The organism is Halorientalis sp. (assembly GCF_028275115.1).
In the GTDB taxonomy this organism is placed as follows: domain Archaea; phylum Halobacteriota; class Halobacteria; order Halobacteriales; family Haloarculaceae; genus Halorientalis.
Genome location: NZ_JAQCNH010000149.1, coordinates 22,561 through 34,225, shown reverse-complemented (window position 1 = coordinate 34,225; position 11,665 = coordinate 22,561). Strand labels below are relative to the sequence as shown.

The 11,665-nt window shown below is 66.8% G+C and carries 16 protein-coding genes and 1 pseudogene; 3 read left to right on the top strand and 14 right to left on the bottom strand.

Annotated elements, in window-relative coordinates; all coding sequences use genetic code 11:
• The 14 genes and pseudogenes from Q0964_RS18015 to Q0964_RS17950 all read right to left on the bottom strand — a co-directional run.
• A partial coding sequence (locus Q0964_RS18015; RefSeq protein WP_299270603.1) for a 16S ribosomal RNA methyltransferase A occupies positions 1–584 on the bottom strand: 584 nt, incomplete at its 3' end.
• 34 nt (positions 585–618) lie between these two features.
• Positions 619–1,215 carry a DUF655 domain-containing protein gene (locus tag Q0964_RS18010; protein ID WP_299270600.1) on the bottom strand — a complete coding sequence of 199 codons (597 nt, stop codon included), beginning with the start codon at positions 1,213–1,215 and terminating at the stop codon, positions 619–621.
• A gap of 50 nt (positions 1,216–1,265) precedes the next feature.
• On the bottom strand, positions 1,266–1,622 hold the full coding sequence (locus Q0964_RS18005; protein ID WP_299270596.1) for an RNA polymerase Rpb4 family protein: 357 nt from the start codon (positions 1,620–1,622) through the stop codon (positions 1,266–1,268).
• The gene (locus Q0964_RS18000) at positions 1,619–1,909 is read right to left on the bottom strand and encodes a 50S ribosomal protein L21e (protein WP_299270594.1); all 291 of its coding nucleotides are present in this window, start codon (positions 1,907–1,909) and stop codon (positions 1,619–1,621) included. The genes Q0964_RS18005 and Q0964_RS18000 overlap by 4 nt, the downstream gene beginning before the upstream one ends.
• Positions 1,910–2,021: 112 nt before the next feature.
• Positions 2,022–2,570 carry a hypothetical protein gene (locus Q0964_RS17995; protein ID WP_299270591.1) on the bottom strand — a complete coding sequence of 183 codons (549 nt, stop codon included), beginning with the start codon at positions 2,568–2,570 and terminating at the stop codon, positions 2,022–2,024.
• A gap of 285 nt (positions 2,571–2,855) precedes the next feature.
• A complete protein-coding gene (locus Q0964_RS17990; RefSeq protein WP_299270588.1) occupies positions 2,856–3,122 on the bottom strand; it encodes an elongation factor 1-beta in 267 nt (88 codons plus the stop codon).
• 38 nt (positions 3,123–3,160) lie between these two features.
• Complete coding sequence (locus tag Q0964_RS17985; RefSeq protein WP_299270585.1) at positions 3,161–3,340, bottom strand: HVO_2753 family zinc finger protein; 180 nt, start codon at positions 3,338–3,340, stop codon at positions 3,161–3,163.
• An 88-nt stretch (positions 3,341–3,428) separates the two neighbouring features.
• A pseudogene (locus Q0964_RS17980) lies at positions 3,429–3,596 on the bottom strand (DUF2391 domain-containing protein); the annotation flags it as partial.
• A complete protein-coding gene (locus Q0964_RS17975) occupies positions 3,563–3,706 on the bottom strand; it encodes a hypothetical protein (RefSeq protein ID WP_299270582.1) in 144 nt (47 codons plus the stop codon). The gene Q0964_RS17975 and the pseudogene Q0964_RS17980, both read right to left, overlap by 34 nt.
• A gap of 4 nt (positions 3,707–3,710) precedes the next feature.
• A complete protein-coding gene (locus tag Q0964_RS17970) occupies positions 3,711–4,610 on the bottom strand; it encodes a 3-hydroxyacyl-CoA dehydrogenase family protein (RefSeq protein WP_299270579.1) in 900 nt (299 codons plus the stop codon).
• A 49-nt stretch (positions 4,611–4,659) separates the two neighbouring features.
• On the bottom strand, positions 4,660–6,075 hold the full coding sequence (locus Q0964_RS17965) for a zinc ribbon domain-containing protein (RefSeq protein ID WP_299270576.1): 1,416 nt from the start codon (positions 6,073–6,075) through the stop codon (positions 4,660–4,662).
• The gene (locus Q0964_RS17960) at positions 6,072–7,316 is read right to left on the bottom strand and encodes a thiolase domain-containing protein (protein ID WP_299270573.1); all 1,245 of its coding nucleotides are present in this window, start codon (positions 7,314–7,316) and stop codon (positions 6,072–6,074) included. The genes Q0964_RS17965 and Q0964_RS17960 overlap by 4 nt, the downstream gene beginning before the upstream one ends.
• A 115-nt stretch (positions 7,317–7,431) precedes the next feature.
• Entirely contained in the window at positions 7,432–8,298 is an 867-nt protein-coding gene (locus Q0964_RS17955; protein ID WP_299270570.1) for a DUF8054 domain-containing protein, read from the bottom strand.
• Between the two features lie 48 nt (positions 8,299–8,346).
• Positions 8,347–8,718: a hypothetical protein gene (locus Q0964_RS17950; RefSeq protein WP_299270568.1), complete on the bottom strand. Its 372-nt coding sequence runs from the start codon at positions 8,716–8,718 to the stop codon at positions 8,347–8,349.
• A gap of 259 nt (positions 8,719–8,977) precedes the next feature.
• On the opposite strand from Q0964_RS17950, the gene Q0964_RS17945 reads away from it, so the two are divergent.
• The 3 genes from Q0964_RS17945 (at position 8,978) to Q0964_RS17935 (ending at position 11,665) form a co-directional block, all read left to right on the top strand.
• Positions 8,978–9,877 (top strand): NOP5/NOP56 family protein, encoded by a 900-nt coding sequence (locus tag Q0964_RS17945; protein WP_299270565.1) that lies wholly within the window; start codon positions 8,978–8,980, stop codon positions 9,875–9,877.
• Positions 9,870–10,502 (top strand): fibrillarin-like rRNA/tRNA 2'-O-methyltransferase, encoded by a 633-nt coding sequence (locus Q0964_RS17940; protein ID WP_299270563.1) that lies wholly within the window; start codon positions 9,870–9,872, stop codon positions 10,500–10,502. Before Q0964_RS17945 ends, Q0964_RS17940 begins: the two co-directional genes overlap by 8 nt.
• Before the next feature lie 80 nt (positions 10,503–10,582).
• Positions 10,583–11,665 (top strand): glutamate--cysteine ligase, encoded by a 1,083-nt coding sequence (locus Q0964_RS17935; RefSeq protein WP_299270561.1) that lies wholly within the window; start codon positions 10,583–10,585, stop codon positions 11,663–11,665.

Sequence of the window (11,665 nt, the reverse complement as noted above, 5' to 3'; positions counted from 1 at the left end):
GGCGAGAACGCCTTCTTTGGAATCGTCTCGACGACCTCCACGTCGGCGTAGTGGCCGGCGGTCACCGAGAGTCGGCCATACTCGTCGGTTGCCGGTTCGGCGGCCATACGCTCGGCGAACTCCCGCTGGAACGTCAGGACGAGCGGGCGGTCACGAGGCAACAGTCGGAAGGCGATCTCGCTCGAGGCGCCGTAGGGCAGGTTCGAGACGGAGAGCGAGAACGCCGGGAGCGAGACGTCGAGCGCGTCACCCTCGACGACGGTGAGGCGGTCGGCCGCGACCGCAGCGTCGAATTCCGCGCGGAGGAATGCGGCGAGGTCACCGTCACGCTCGATTACTGTTACACGGTCGGCGACCGCCAGCAAACGGTCCGTCAGCGCGCCGGTCCCACCGCCGATTTCGAGAACGTGGCTCGTGTCGGCGTCGACCGCGGTGGCGTAGCCCGGGAGTCGGTCGAGGACGCGGTCGTCGACGAGAAAGTGCTGGTCACGGTCGGGGTCCCCCCGCACACCGGCGCGGGCCAGCAGTGCGTCGGGGTCGCGGCTACCAGGCGTCGGCGCGTCGTCGGAGGGGCCAGCAGTCATTGCCGAAACCTGAACCTCGCCGAGTAAAAACGTGTCAGTCCTGGTCGTCGGTACCGACGAACGTACGGTACTTCAACTCGTCCTCGCGGAGTTCTTCGAGGATGCGCTCGACGAGCACGTCTTTGGGGCTGTGGAGGCCGCTGACGCGAGCTTCCAAGTCCTCGAAGTTCTGGAAGGGGCGACGGTCACGCTCGTCGAGGATATTGTTTCGCAGCTTCTTGCCGATTCCCGGCAGGAGGTTCAACTGGTGGAGCCGCAACGTGATGGGTTGTGCGTCGTTGTAGAAGTCGACGAATCGGTCTTCCTTGGCCGTGACGATCTCCTCGACGACGTACTCGAGCTCCGATCGTGCGCCGCCAGGCAGGTCCTCGTACTCGATGGTGCGGATACGCTGGACCGGGCTGTGGGACCCACGCTGAACCGGAACCCGGTCGCCGATCTGGATGTCGGCGTCATCCTGGACCCGGAGCTCGAACAGCTCGAACTCGGCCTCGGTCAGCACGTACGCGAGCGGCGACTTCTCGTACTGGGGGCGGTCGTCCTCCGTGCGCCCGTGTCGTAGGAAGTCGAGGACGACACCCGTTTCGCGCTCCGTGTCGGCGGTCGGGTCGCCACTCTCGGAATCGCTCATACAATCCAATACGGCGACGGGATATATAAAAGCCCCAGCCGACGGGAAACTCAGACGTACTTCGCGACGACGTCGAGAATGGCGTCGAGCTCGTCACCCGAGAGAGAGAACCGCTCCTGTGCGTAGATGGCGCGTAACTCGTCACGGTCTTTCGGCGCCGTGTTGGCGATCTTGTACGCGGTCGCCTCGTCGACTTTCTCCAGTTCCAGCAGTTCGTCGACGAACTGCTGTGACTCCTCGAGGTCCAACGTGGCGAAACGGTTGACGTGTTCGATGGCCCGCGCCAGTTCGTAGCGCATCTCACGCTCCTCGTCCGCGGCGCGCTCGCGCTCGAGCGACTCGAGGATCTCCTTGGTTTCGGCGAGCGTCAGGTACTCCTCGCCGACCTTCTGCTTGAAGATGGTCATTCCTGGGCGGTGATGTGGGCTGGCTTCGCGATGATCGTCTTCGCCTTGCCCTGATCCTCGATCAGGATCTTGTATGCCTCACCCTGCTCGCCGTCGACCGTCCCGGTGTGCCCGTTGAACCGCGGATGGAACCGGCCGTCGTTGACCGACGGGTCGATGCGGAGGTGGACTTTCTGGCCGTCCTCGAACTCCTGAACCGACCGCTGTGGCGGCGAGGTGCCCCGCTCACGGGGCTCGTTTTTCAACTTGTGCCGCGTCTTCTTGAGTGGACCGTTCGAATTCGGCATTCGTGAGTTCCGGTTGTGTGGTCGGACTTATAAAACGTGCGTTCCACCGACGGTGAGGGACCTGCCGTGTCCGGAGACGCGCTCGCCGGCGGTCTCGTGGACGCCGACCCCGTTAGTCGTCGGTCGTCACCGTGTCGCGGTCCACGGTGTCGACTTCGACGTCCGTCACGTCGACTGTGAACTCGTTTATCAGTGCGCGGAGGTCAGCGGCCTGGTCAGCGATCGCCCGCGTAGCGTCGGTCACCGACTCCAGTCGGTCGGCCTGGGTCGTCGCAGTGTCGGCCACCTCGCCGGCCCGGTCGGCCGTCCGTTCGCTGACGTCGGTTGCCTGGTCGGATATCGAGACGACCTCTTGTGCGGAGGCCGCCTGGTCGTCGGTCGCCTCGCTGATCTCGCGGACGCCGTCGGAGGTTTGTTCGATCTTCTCGGCGATATTTTCGAGCGCGTTCGGCGCACCCGCTGTGGTCTCGACGCCGCTCTCGATGGCGTTGTTGAGTGCCTCGTGCAGGTGTTTGTGCCCGCGGAGGACGAGACCGGGCGCCATGTCCGTTCGGACGGGCGCGGCAGCGTGATACATCGTGAGCCAGAAGAGTTTGGCCTCGGTGGCGACGCTTCCAAATTCGAGGACCAGTGCGAACGCCCAACCGGCAGTACACACCATCGCAGCGGCGTACCAACTCGCTGCTCGCTGTCTCGAGTCACGGCTACGAGGGCCGCGCTGGCCGCCGCTAACACCCCGGCGGCGAGCACCGATACAGTGTACGGCGTGAACTGTTGTATTGATTCGACACTGTGTCCTCAGACTGGACAGCCTGTTCCGAGCCGCGTTGTTCCGGAATGCATAGGAGGTGGCCACTCCCGGCGGTAGCGGCGATGCCGGTTATTATCACGAACGATATCAGTTACAGCGAGAACGGCCGGCGGAACCGCGGCGTCTGGGAGGCGATTACAAGCGGCCGACCGAGTCGACGTCGACGGACTCGACGCCTTCGACCGTGCCAAAGGCCTCTTCGACGGCGTCGGTGCCGCCGGAGTCGTCGGGGACGACGACGGTCGGGAACAGCGCGACGAGGCCGAACGCCACGTCGTTACGCTCGAATCCGTTGATTTTAGCTCCTTCGGGGAGGGACTGTTCGAGACGTTCCTGCAGGGCGTCCAGGTCCACGTCCGGGCTCTGCGGCATTACCTTGATTTTGGCTGCGACTTTTCCCATAATAGTACGTTGGGCAGGGGGTTGATTGCCGTTGCGATTCAGGGTCCGGTAAACCCGCAGTCCGGGCACTCGTAGAGATTGCTCTGTTTGCGACACTTGGCACACCGGTAGATCTGTTGCCCGCAGTCGGGACATTTGAACGCGGCCGCGTTCGTCCCAGAGATGTTGATTCCGCAGGAGATGCACTTCTGTTTCCGTTTTTGCTGAGTGTCACTCATACCTACCGCGAGGATAGCCCGACATTTAACCCTTAATATAGGCCGTTGCCGTGGCGTCGGCGGACGAGTTCCGAGATGCCGGGCATCGGGACCCCGGCAGGATGTCACCCAGCGCCGCCCCGATACTCATCGGGACGAACGCGACGGCACGGGTACAGAACGCCAGCCACGGCTCCGCCCAGTCGACACGACCCCAGGCGGTACTCAGCAGTAGCGACAGGCTCAGCGCGATGCCGACGACGCCGAGGAGCCGTCGAGTTCGTCGAGCAGGTCCTCCATCGTCGGCGATTCCTCGTCCGGATCGAACGGACGCCTCCGCTCGCCGTGGTCGAACTCGTCGCCACTGGTGTCGGCGCCATCCGCCATCGCCTTAGATCACGTCCTCGATGTCGTAATCCTCGTCGCTGGCGACGTCTTTGGGCTCGCCACCCTCCCAGACGTAGAACCCGCGACCGACCTTTTTTCCGGTGTCACCGCTCTCGACTTTCTCACGCAGGATTTCGGGCGGCTCGAACCGGTCACCCAGTTCGTCGTGGAGATACTCGCAGATGTCTAGACGGACGTCCAGCCCGACGCGGTCGGTGAGTTCGAGGGGTCCGACCGGATGGTTGTACCCGAGTGCCATCGCCGCGTCGATGTCCTCGACGCTGGCCACGCCGTTCTCGACCATCCGCATCGCCTCGACACCCAGTGCAACGCCCAGCCGCGAGGAGGCGAAGCCGGGCGTGTCCGTGACGACGACGGGCTCTTTGTCTAGCCCGTCGACGAACTCCTCGGCGCGTTCTGCGGTCGCATCGTCGGTCTGGTCGGCCAGCACGACCTCGATCAGCCCCATCTTGTGTGGCGGGTTAAAAAAGTGCAACCCGACCGCGCGCTCCGGTTGTTTCAGCGCCGCCGCGATGGAGGAGACCGACATCGAAGACGTGTTCGTGGCGATAATCGCTTCGTCGTCTACGTGACCCTCCGCGTCGGCGAACGTCTCGCGTTTGAGGTTGAGGTCCTCCGGGACGGCTTCGACGACGACGTCGGCACCGGCGAGCGCGGATTCGAGGTCGGTCGTGCCGTCGAGGTCGTCGATAGCCTGCTGTTTCTCGTCTTCGGTGAGGTAGCCGCGCTCGACACCCGCACTGAGCCGGTTGCTGATCGTGTCGATGGCGTCCATCGCCACGTTCGGTTCGATGTCGCGGATGCTTACCTCGTGGCCAGCGGCCGCACAGACGTGGGCGATGCCGGCACCCATCGTCCCTGCACCGATAACTGTGACTCGCATGTCAAGACCCGCGAGGCCGAGGGGTTAAATGTTTACGAGAGTTTTCGGCTTACCCGTCGTCGATCCGCGCTTTGCGTCCGTAGCGGATCACGCCCTCCTGCTTGTAGATTCGCCGGATGACGGTCGCCACGGCGTCGCCCACGTCGGGCGAAGTCTCCGTGCCAACGACCTGCAGGGGCATGCTGACCGACTCGCCGTCGGCCTCGAAGGCCGCGATGGCGACGCCGTACTCGCCGCTTTTCTGTTGCTGGACGGCGAACTCGGGTGGTTCACCGCCCCGCGAGACGGCGGTGACGGCCTCGACCTCGCCCGTGTCCGGCAGTTCGACCGGCTCGAACTCCACGAGAGACCGACAGTCGGCACAGGCCCCCTCCGGTGGGAACGCGAGCGAGCCACACTCCGGACACCGCCCCGCGACGAGGCGGTGGCGCTGGGGGATCGACCGCTTCCACGTGGGTACAGAGACGTACGCTGCGCCGCCGTTCGGCTCGTCACTGGTCACCTCGCCCCGACGGCGCAGGTACTCGGCGTACGTGAGGTCCGTCCCGCCGTCTACGGCCAGTTCCGAAGGGACGGACTCGTCGGCTTCGACGACGAACGCGTCCGCGCCGCCGCCACTTCCGTAGCTCGCGCCCAGCACGGTCTGATTTCCGTCGGCGAGCGCCGTGGCGAGCGATAGCGGGACGCTCGCGGCAGCCGTGTCGCCCAGGTCCTGAACCGTCGCGCAGGTGTGAATCGTCCCGTCGTCCAGCCCCATCGCGCCGGCGGCGCGGTAGGGCAGGCCGCCGTCCGGAGCCTGCACGGCCGCCGCGTCGAGGCCGCCGGCGTCCACGGCGTCGACAGCGGCCGCCAGCGTCTCGCGGAACGCCGCGCGGTCGTAGCTCGTCACCTCGATGCCCTCTACCTCGTCGTTGCCGGCCCGACGGAACCGCGTGCCGGGGTACGGCTCGGCGTGTTCCGCGCGGTCGGTAATCGTCGCCGGGGCGTCCGGGCCGACGAGGACGGCAGCCGCGCCCGCACCGGCGGCGTGCTCGTGGGCGTCACTCGGCTCCCCCTGCGGGCAGTCCGCGGCGACGACCAGCGCGAGGCCGTCCGTATCGGCATCCAGCGCAGCGAACAGCGCACGGGTCCCAGCGCGGGTGCTCCCGGTGAACGTCTGGTGTGTGGCGTCCTCGTCGACGCCGAGGAACGAACCGAGACGCACGGTGGGGTCCGCCTCGGCCATCGGCGGGTTCGTCGTGGCGAACCCGAGCCAGTCCACGTCGGCGGCGTCGACGCCGTCCGCGGCGAGGGCGCGCCAGGCTGCCTCCCAGCCCATCGTGAGCGCGTCCTCGTCGGCCTCCGGGACCGCCGTCGTCTCGATACCCGAGGCCTCGAAACTGCCCCAGGCGTCGGCGAACTCCCGGGCCGAAACGCGCAACCGGGGCGCGTAGGCACCGACGGCGTGGATACCGTCCTCGCTCATGCGGCATCACCTCCGGTGTCTCGCGGGCCGCTCACGACACCGCCACGCCCGCTCGCTGACCCCGAGGCGCTGGGCGCCTCGCCTCGCTCGAAGAGGTGGACGACCGCGGCACCGCCAGAGCCGCCGACGTTGTGTGTCAGCCCGACCTGCGGGTCGTCGAGCTGGCGCTCCCCTGCCTCGCCGGAGAGCTGCTTGAACGCCTCGACGACCTGTCCGGCCCCGGTCGCACCGATGGGGTGGCCTTTCGATTTCAGACCGCCGGAGGTGTTGACGGGCATCTCGCCGTCGCGTTTCGTCGTCCCGCTGGCGACGAACTCGCCGGCTTCCTCGGGGTCACAGAGCCCGATATCCGAGTAGGCCATCAGTTCGGCGATGGCGAAACAGTCGTGTACCTCGGCGAAGTCGAGATCGTCCGGACCGTAGCCAGCCATCTCGTAGGCGCGGTCGGCGGCGTACTGGGACGCCGGGACGGCGGTGTATGTGTCGCGCTGGAACAGACCCACGCGGTCGCTGCCGGCACCGACGCCGGCGACCCGGATCGGGTCGTCGGTGTAGTTCTCTACCACGTCCTCGCTGGCGAGCAGGACGCAGGCCGCACCGTCGGTGGTCGGACAGCAGTGATAGAGGTTCAACGGGTCGGCGACGGTCGGTGCGTCCATGGCGTCCTCAAGCGAGCACTCGAATCCAAGCTGGGCGTGAGGGTTCGTGGCCCCGTTCTCGTGGTTTTTCACGGCGACGTGGGAGAGTTGTTCGCGGGTGGTGCCGTACTCCTGCATGTGGCGGCTGGCCATCTGTGCGTAGACACCGGCGAACGTGGTGCCCGAGAGACGCTCCCACTCGGTTTCGCCCGACACGCCGAGCCAGTAGCGAACGGCGTCCCCGGACACGTCGGTCATGATTTCGACGCCGCTGGCCAGCACCACGTCGGCCATCCCGCTCCGGATGGCCTGGACGCCCTGCCGGACGGAGTATCCGGAGGCTGCGCACGCGTTTTCGACGCGCGTGACGGGAATTCCGTGCAGGCCGACGTGTTCCGTCACGGCGGGGCCGGCCAGCCCGAGTTGTCGGCCGCCGACGCCGAGGGTGCCCACGACCGCTTCGTCTACGTCCGCGGATTCGATACCGTCCGGCACGCTGTCACGGGCGTTCTCGAACGCCGTGCGGAACAGCGACCGGTAGCTTTCGCCCGGGAACGAGCCGTAATCGGACTGACCCGCCCCGATGAGGTAGGCGTCGCGCATACCTGTCCTGTAAACCCGTGGGTGATAAACGTGTCACTACGGACCGACGGTTCGTGACGAATCGGGCATATCAACGGGTTCAGACACGTAGTTTCTCGTCCGAACGGCACCCGAATCAGGTCGTCGCGGCGACGTCCGAGGCGTCGACCTCGAACAATCGCGAGTCGCAGTCCCCACAGGTGACGGCGACCACGTCGATGGTCCGACAGCAGGACTCGACGACCTCCTGCCCGAACCGGACCTGCCCGTCACACGCCGGGCACCGCTCGACGAACAGACGGAAGCCGGCGAGCAACCGTCCCCGACCGGCCGGGTCGATGTCGTCCCAGTCGTCGTAGTAATCGGAAAGAACACGCCCGGCGGCCACGTCGGCGAGGAACGCCGCGTGGGACTCCCAGCGGCCGACGGTCTGCTCGCCGGTACGGGCGACGAACGCGGAGCCGTACTCCTCGAACGCCAAGCTCTCGGCGTCGGTGCCTACGATGTCTGCGACGGCCTCGCGGTCCGCGTCCTCGTCACGCTCGCGTTCGACCTGCTCACGGAACTCCGCGGCGAAGGCCGGCGTCAGTCCCAGGTCACCGTGTGACTGTTCCACCAGGACGCCCGCGCCGACGAGCGTCGCTTCGACGTCGATCTCGCCGGCCGACTCGGTCTCGTCGACAGTCGAACCCGTCGCCCCGCCGGCTCGGTTCCCGGCCTCGGCCTTGTCGAACCAGGCTAGCACCCACTCCGGCAGGTAGCGTTTGGTCAGCGTCGGTGTCCCGGGGACGAGATACCCCCGGAAGTAGATGGCCGCGAGACAGAGCGTGAGTGTGCTTCCTCCGACGGTGGTCCCGACGGCCGATCCTGCAGTAGTCGTGACTGTGTAGGCGACGACGACACTCACCCCGACTGCGATAGCAGTGTTTACCACCGTGCAGGGCACACAGCGGTTCTCCCCCGTGTACTCGGGCTGGCGAACCCGATCCAGAACGGTTACCATGACTCACCGTAACGACGGGTGAGTAAAAATGAGTGTCGGCCCGACCGGTCAGTCGCGACGGTCGCGAATCCGTTCGACGGCCGGCCCGAACCGGTCGTCGTCGGCGAGGTGGTCGAGGACGGCCTCCTCGGCGATGTCGAGCGCGTATGCGGGTCTCCCCTTCCCGGTTGGCGACTCCTTTTGTTCCTCGCCGAGCAGATCGGCCGACTCGAGTTCCGACAGCGCGTTGATGACGCGCTGGCGCGTGACGCCACCGGGCACCATCCCGTCGAGTTCGTCGAACTCGTCGAGCAAATCCTCACAGACTCCTGTCACGTCGAACGAGTGGACCGGCATGTCGTCGCGAGCTCGCAGGTCGATCACCGAGAGCAACACGAACCGCTGAAACGGGTCCACACTATCGATAGCGGCACCTGACATGCGCAAGGCTACCCCCCATCAGTTTAAGAAAGTGTGGACTTCTGGCAGCCGCTGGGAACACGCGTCGGGGACGGAACCCGACGGCCGGCGGTTTGCGGACCCATCCGCCGACCGTCGGTCGTCGAGACCGGATAACGAGTCGCGGTCGGACAGCCCGTTCGGTCCGTCGAGGAGGCCGCGAGTCCCGGGACACGGGTCGGACTTGGCCGGCTGGCACGCATCGCGAAGCTTTACCGCCGCGGGGGTCCGATGACCGACCATGACCGACGACGCGTGGTTCGCTGACCTCGACCCGGGGGACCGAGCGGCAGCTGCAGACCGGATTCGAGAGGGCAGTGCCGAGTCGCCCGCCGACTGGCCCGCCCTGGCCGTCGAGGCGGGCGTTTCGGCCGACGAGGCGGAGTACTACGACCGGCTCCGCGGGGCCACGCTGGCGGCCGGGCGAGCGGCCGCCAGCGAGCGCGAGGGAGCCGTCGACCAGCAGCTCGTCCACGCCGTCCGCGCCATGGACGACTGCCGGCGACAGGCCAACGAACTCGCCGAACGGGTCGCCGAGTGGGGCGGCAGTCGGTTCGAGGAGGCAGGGACCGGCGTCGAGTACGCCCGGGAGTTGAGCGGACGTGACTCGGGGTCGGTGGGCGTTCCCGCGAGCGAGGCGAGCGGGGGCTCCTCGGAACCACGCTCCGACGGCGACCGTCAGGTTCTCGCACTGGCTCGCCAAGTCGTCGCACTCGACGAGGAGGCCGACGCGCTCGCCGAGTACATCGAGACGAGTACACCCGAAGTCGCGCCGAACCTCGCCGCGATGGCCGGCCCGGTTCTGGCCGCCCGTTTGCTGTCGCTCGCGGGCGGGCTGGAGTCATTGGCAAAGAAACCCAGCGGGACAGTACAGGTCCTGGGGGCCGAAGACGCGCTGTTCGCCCATCTGCGGGGCGACGCTCCGTCACCGAAACACGGCGTCATCTACACCCACGATGCGGTCCGCGGGACGCGCTCGGAGGACCGCGGCTCGGCGGCGCGCGCACTCGCCGGGAAACTCGCTATCGCGGCACGGGTCGATTATTACGGCGGCGACCGGCGGCCGGGCCTGCAGGCGGAACTCGACGAGCGAATCGCGGCCATTCAGGCGCGCGCCGAGGGGGGTGGCGGCGATGAGTGACCTGCCGGAAGGAATCGAGCAACGGAGCATCGGTGACGAGACGGGCCTGGCAACCCGGGGCCCGCCGGCTTACGGGGAACCGACCGACGACACGGGGTGGCGGCGCTGGAACCCGCGGCGCTCGAAACTCGGCGCGATGATTCAGTCCGGGATGGACACCGGACTCACGGGCGGCGAGACGGTGCTGTATCTCGGTGCCGCCGCAGGGACGACGGTGAGTCACGTCGCGGATTTCGCCGGGCCGACGTACGCCGTCGAGTTCGCGGCCCGGCCCGTACGGGACCTGCTCGACGTGGCCGAGGACCGTCAGCGGTTGTTCCCGCTGTTGAAAGACGCGCGAAAGCCCGAGACGTACGCCCACGTCGTCGAACCGGTCGACGTAATCATTCAGGACGTGGCGACACGTGGGCAGGCCGAGGTCGCACTGACCAATCGCGGATTCCTGCACGAGGACGGTCGGCTCCTGCTGGCAGTCAAGGCCCGCAGCGAGGACGTCACCGCCGACCCCGAAACGGTGTTCGACGAGGTCGTCGGAACGCTAGAGTCGGAGTACGAGGTCCTCGAACGCCAGCGTCTAGAGCCTTACCACGCTGACCACCTCGGGGTCGTCGCGCGGCCGCGCTGAACACGGGAGACGCGCGCGGCGGGGGCTGGAACGCTCCGGAAGGGAACGCTTTAGACGGGAGGGTTCCAACCGGCGGGAAGATGGACCGGAGGGGCTCCGCCGAGACGTTCACCAGGATGGGAACGCTGGGCATCGAAGAGGAGTTTTTTATCATCGACGACCGCGACAGGCCGACCTCCGGCACGGACGAACTCGTCTACGAGACCGACCCGCCGGAGATTCTGGACGACCGGCTGGACCACGAACTGTTCAAGTGTGTCATCGAGACACAAACCCCGACGATCGGTGCGAACGACATCGACGAGGCCAGCGAGCAGTTGGACGCCGTGCGGTCGGCACTGGTCGACCACGCCGCTGCACACGGTTACGGCATCGCCGCCGCAGGCCTCCACCCAGCCGCAAAGTGGCGGGAACTCGAACACGCCGAGAAACCACGCTACCGGTCACAGCTCGACCGCATCCAGTACCCACAACACCGGAACACGACCGCGGGGCTCCACGTTCACGTCGGTGTCGACGACGCGGACAAGGCGGTCTGGGTCGCCAACGAAACCCGCTGGCACGTCCCGATCATATTGGCGCTGTCGGCCAACTCACCGTACTGGAACGGGTTCGACACCGGCTTGCACTCCGCGCGGGCCAAGATATTCGAGGCGCTCCCGAACACGGGCATGCCGACGAGCTTCGACTCCTTCGCCGACTTCGACGAGTTCGAGCGCACGATGGTCGAGACCGGTTCGATCGACGACCGGGGCGAACTGTGGTACGACGTGCGCCCCCACACCGGACTCGGCACCGTCGAAGTTCGAGCGCCGGACGGCCAGGCCGACCAGGAGACGGTCATGGCGTTCGTCGAGTACACGCACGCGCTGGTGACCGACCTCGCCGAACGGTACGAGGACGGCGAAACCGGCCGGAAACACCGGCGCGAGCCGCTGGACGAGAACAAGTGGCGCGCGATTCGCCACGGCCACGACGCCGCCTTGCTCTCGCGTGACCTCTCCGAGACCGTGGACCTGGGCGAACTCGTCGACCGGGAGTGTGAGCGCCTGGGAATCGACGGGATTCGGGCGGTGTACGACGCGGAGAGTGGCGCAGAGAAACAACGCAGACTCCACGAGGAGGCGGGACTGGACGCCCTCTGTGGTAATCTTCGGTTGTAG

Coding starts and splice junctions, on each gene's coding strand:
- Q0964_RS18010 (WP_299270600.1), bottom strand. CDS start 1,215: ATGAGCGATTCCGAGAGTGGCGACCCGACCGCCGACACGGAGCGCGAA.
- Q0964_RS18005 (WP_299270596.1), bottom strand. CDS start 1,622: ATGACCATCTTCAAGCAGAAGGTCGGCGAGGAGTACCTGACGCTCGCC.
- Q0964_RS18000 (WP_299270594.1), bottom strand. CDS start 1,909: ATGCCGAATTCGAACGGTCCACTCAAGAAGACGCGGCACAAGTTGAAA.
- Q0964_RS17995 (WP_299270591.1), bottom strand. CDS start 2,570: ATGGTGTGTACTGCCGGTTGGGCGTTCGCACTGGTCCTCGAATTTGGA.
- Q0964_RS17990 (WP_299270588.1), bottom strand. CDS start 3,122: ATGGGAAAAGTCGCAGCCAAAATCAAGGTAATGCCGCAGAGCCCGGAC.
- Q0964_RS17985 (WP_299270585.1), bottom strand. CDS start 3,340: ATGAGTGACACTCAGCAAAAACGGAAACAGAAGTGCATCTCCTGCGGA.
- Q0964_RS17975 (WP_299270582.1), bottom strand. CDS start 3,706: ATGGCGGATGGCGCCGACACCAGTGGCGACGAGTTCGACCACGGCGAG.
- Q0964_RS17970 (WP_299270579.1), bottom strand. CDS start 4,610: ATGCGAGTCACAGTTATCGGTGCAGGGACGATGGGTGCCGGCATCGCC.
- Q0964_RS17965 (WP_299270576.1), bottom strand. CDS start 6,075: ATGAGCGAGGACGGTATCCACGCCGTCGGTGCCTACGCGCCCCGGTTG.
- Q0964_RS17960 (WP_299270573.1), bottom strand. CDS start 7,316: ATGCGCGACGCCTACCTCATCGGGGCGGGTCAGTCCGATTACGGCTCG.
- Q0964_RS17955 (WP_299270570.1), bottom strand. CDS start 8,298: ATGGTAACCGTTCTGGATCGGGTTCGCCAGCCCGAGTACACGGGGGAG.
- Q0964_RS17950 (WP_299270568.1), bottom strand. CDS start 8,718: ATGTCAGGTGCCGCTATCGATAGTGTGGACCCGTTTCAGCGGTTCGTG.
- Q0964_RS17945 (WP_299270565.1), top strand. CDS start 8,978: ATGACCGACGACGCGTGGTTCGCTGACCTCGACCCGGGGGACCGAGCG.
- Q0964_RS17940 (WP_299270563.1), top strand. CDS start 9,870: ATGAGTGACCTGCCGGAAGGAATCGAGCAACGGAGCATCGGTGACGAG.
- Q0964_RS17935 (WP_299270561.1), top strand. CDS start 10,583: ATGGACCGGAGGGGCTCCGCCGAGACGTTCACCAGGATGGGAACGCTG.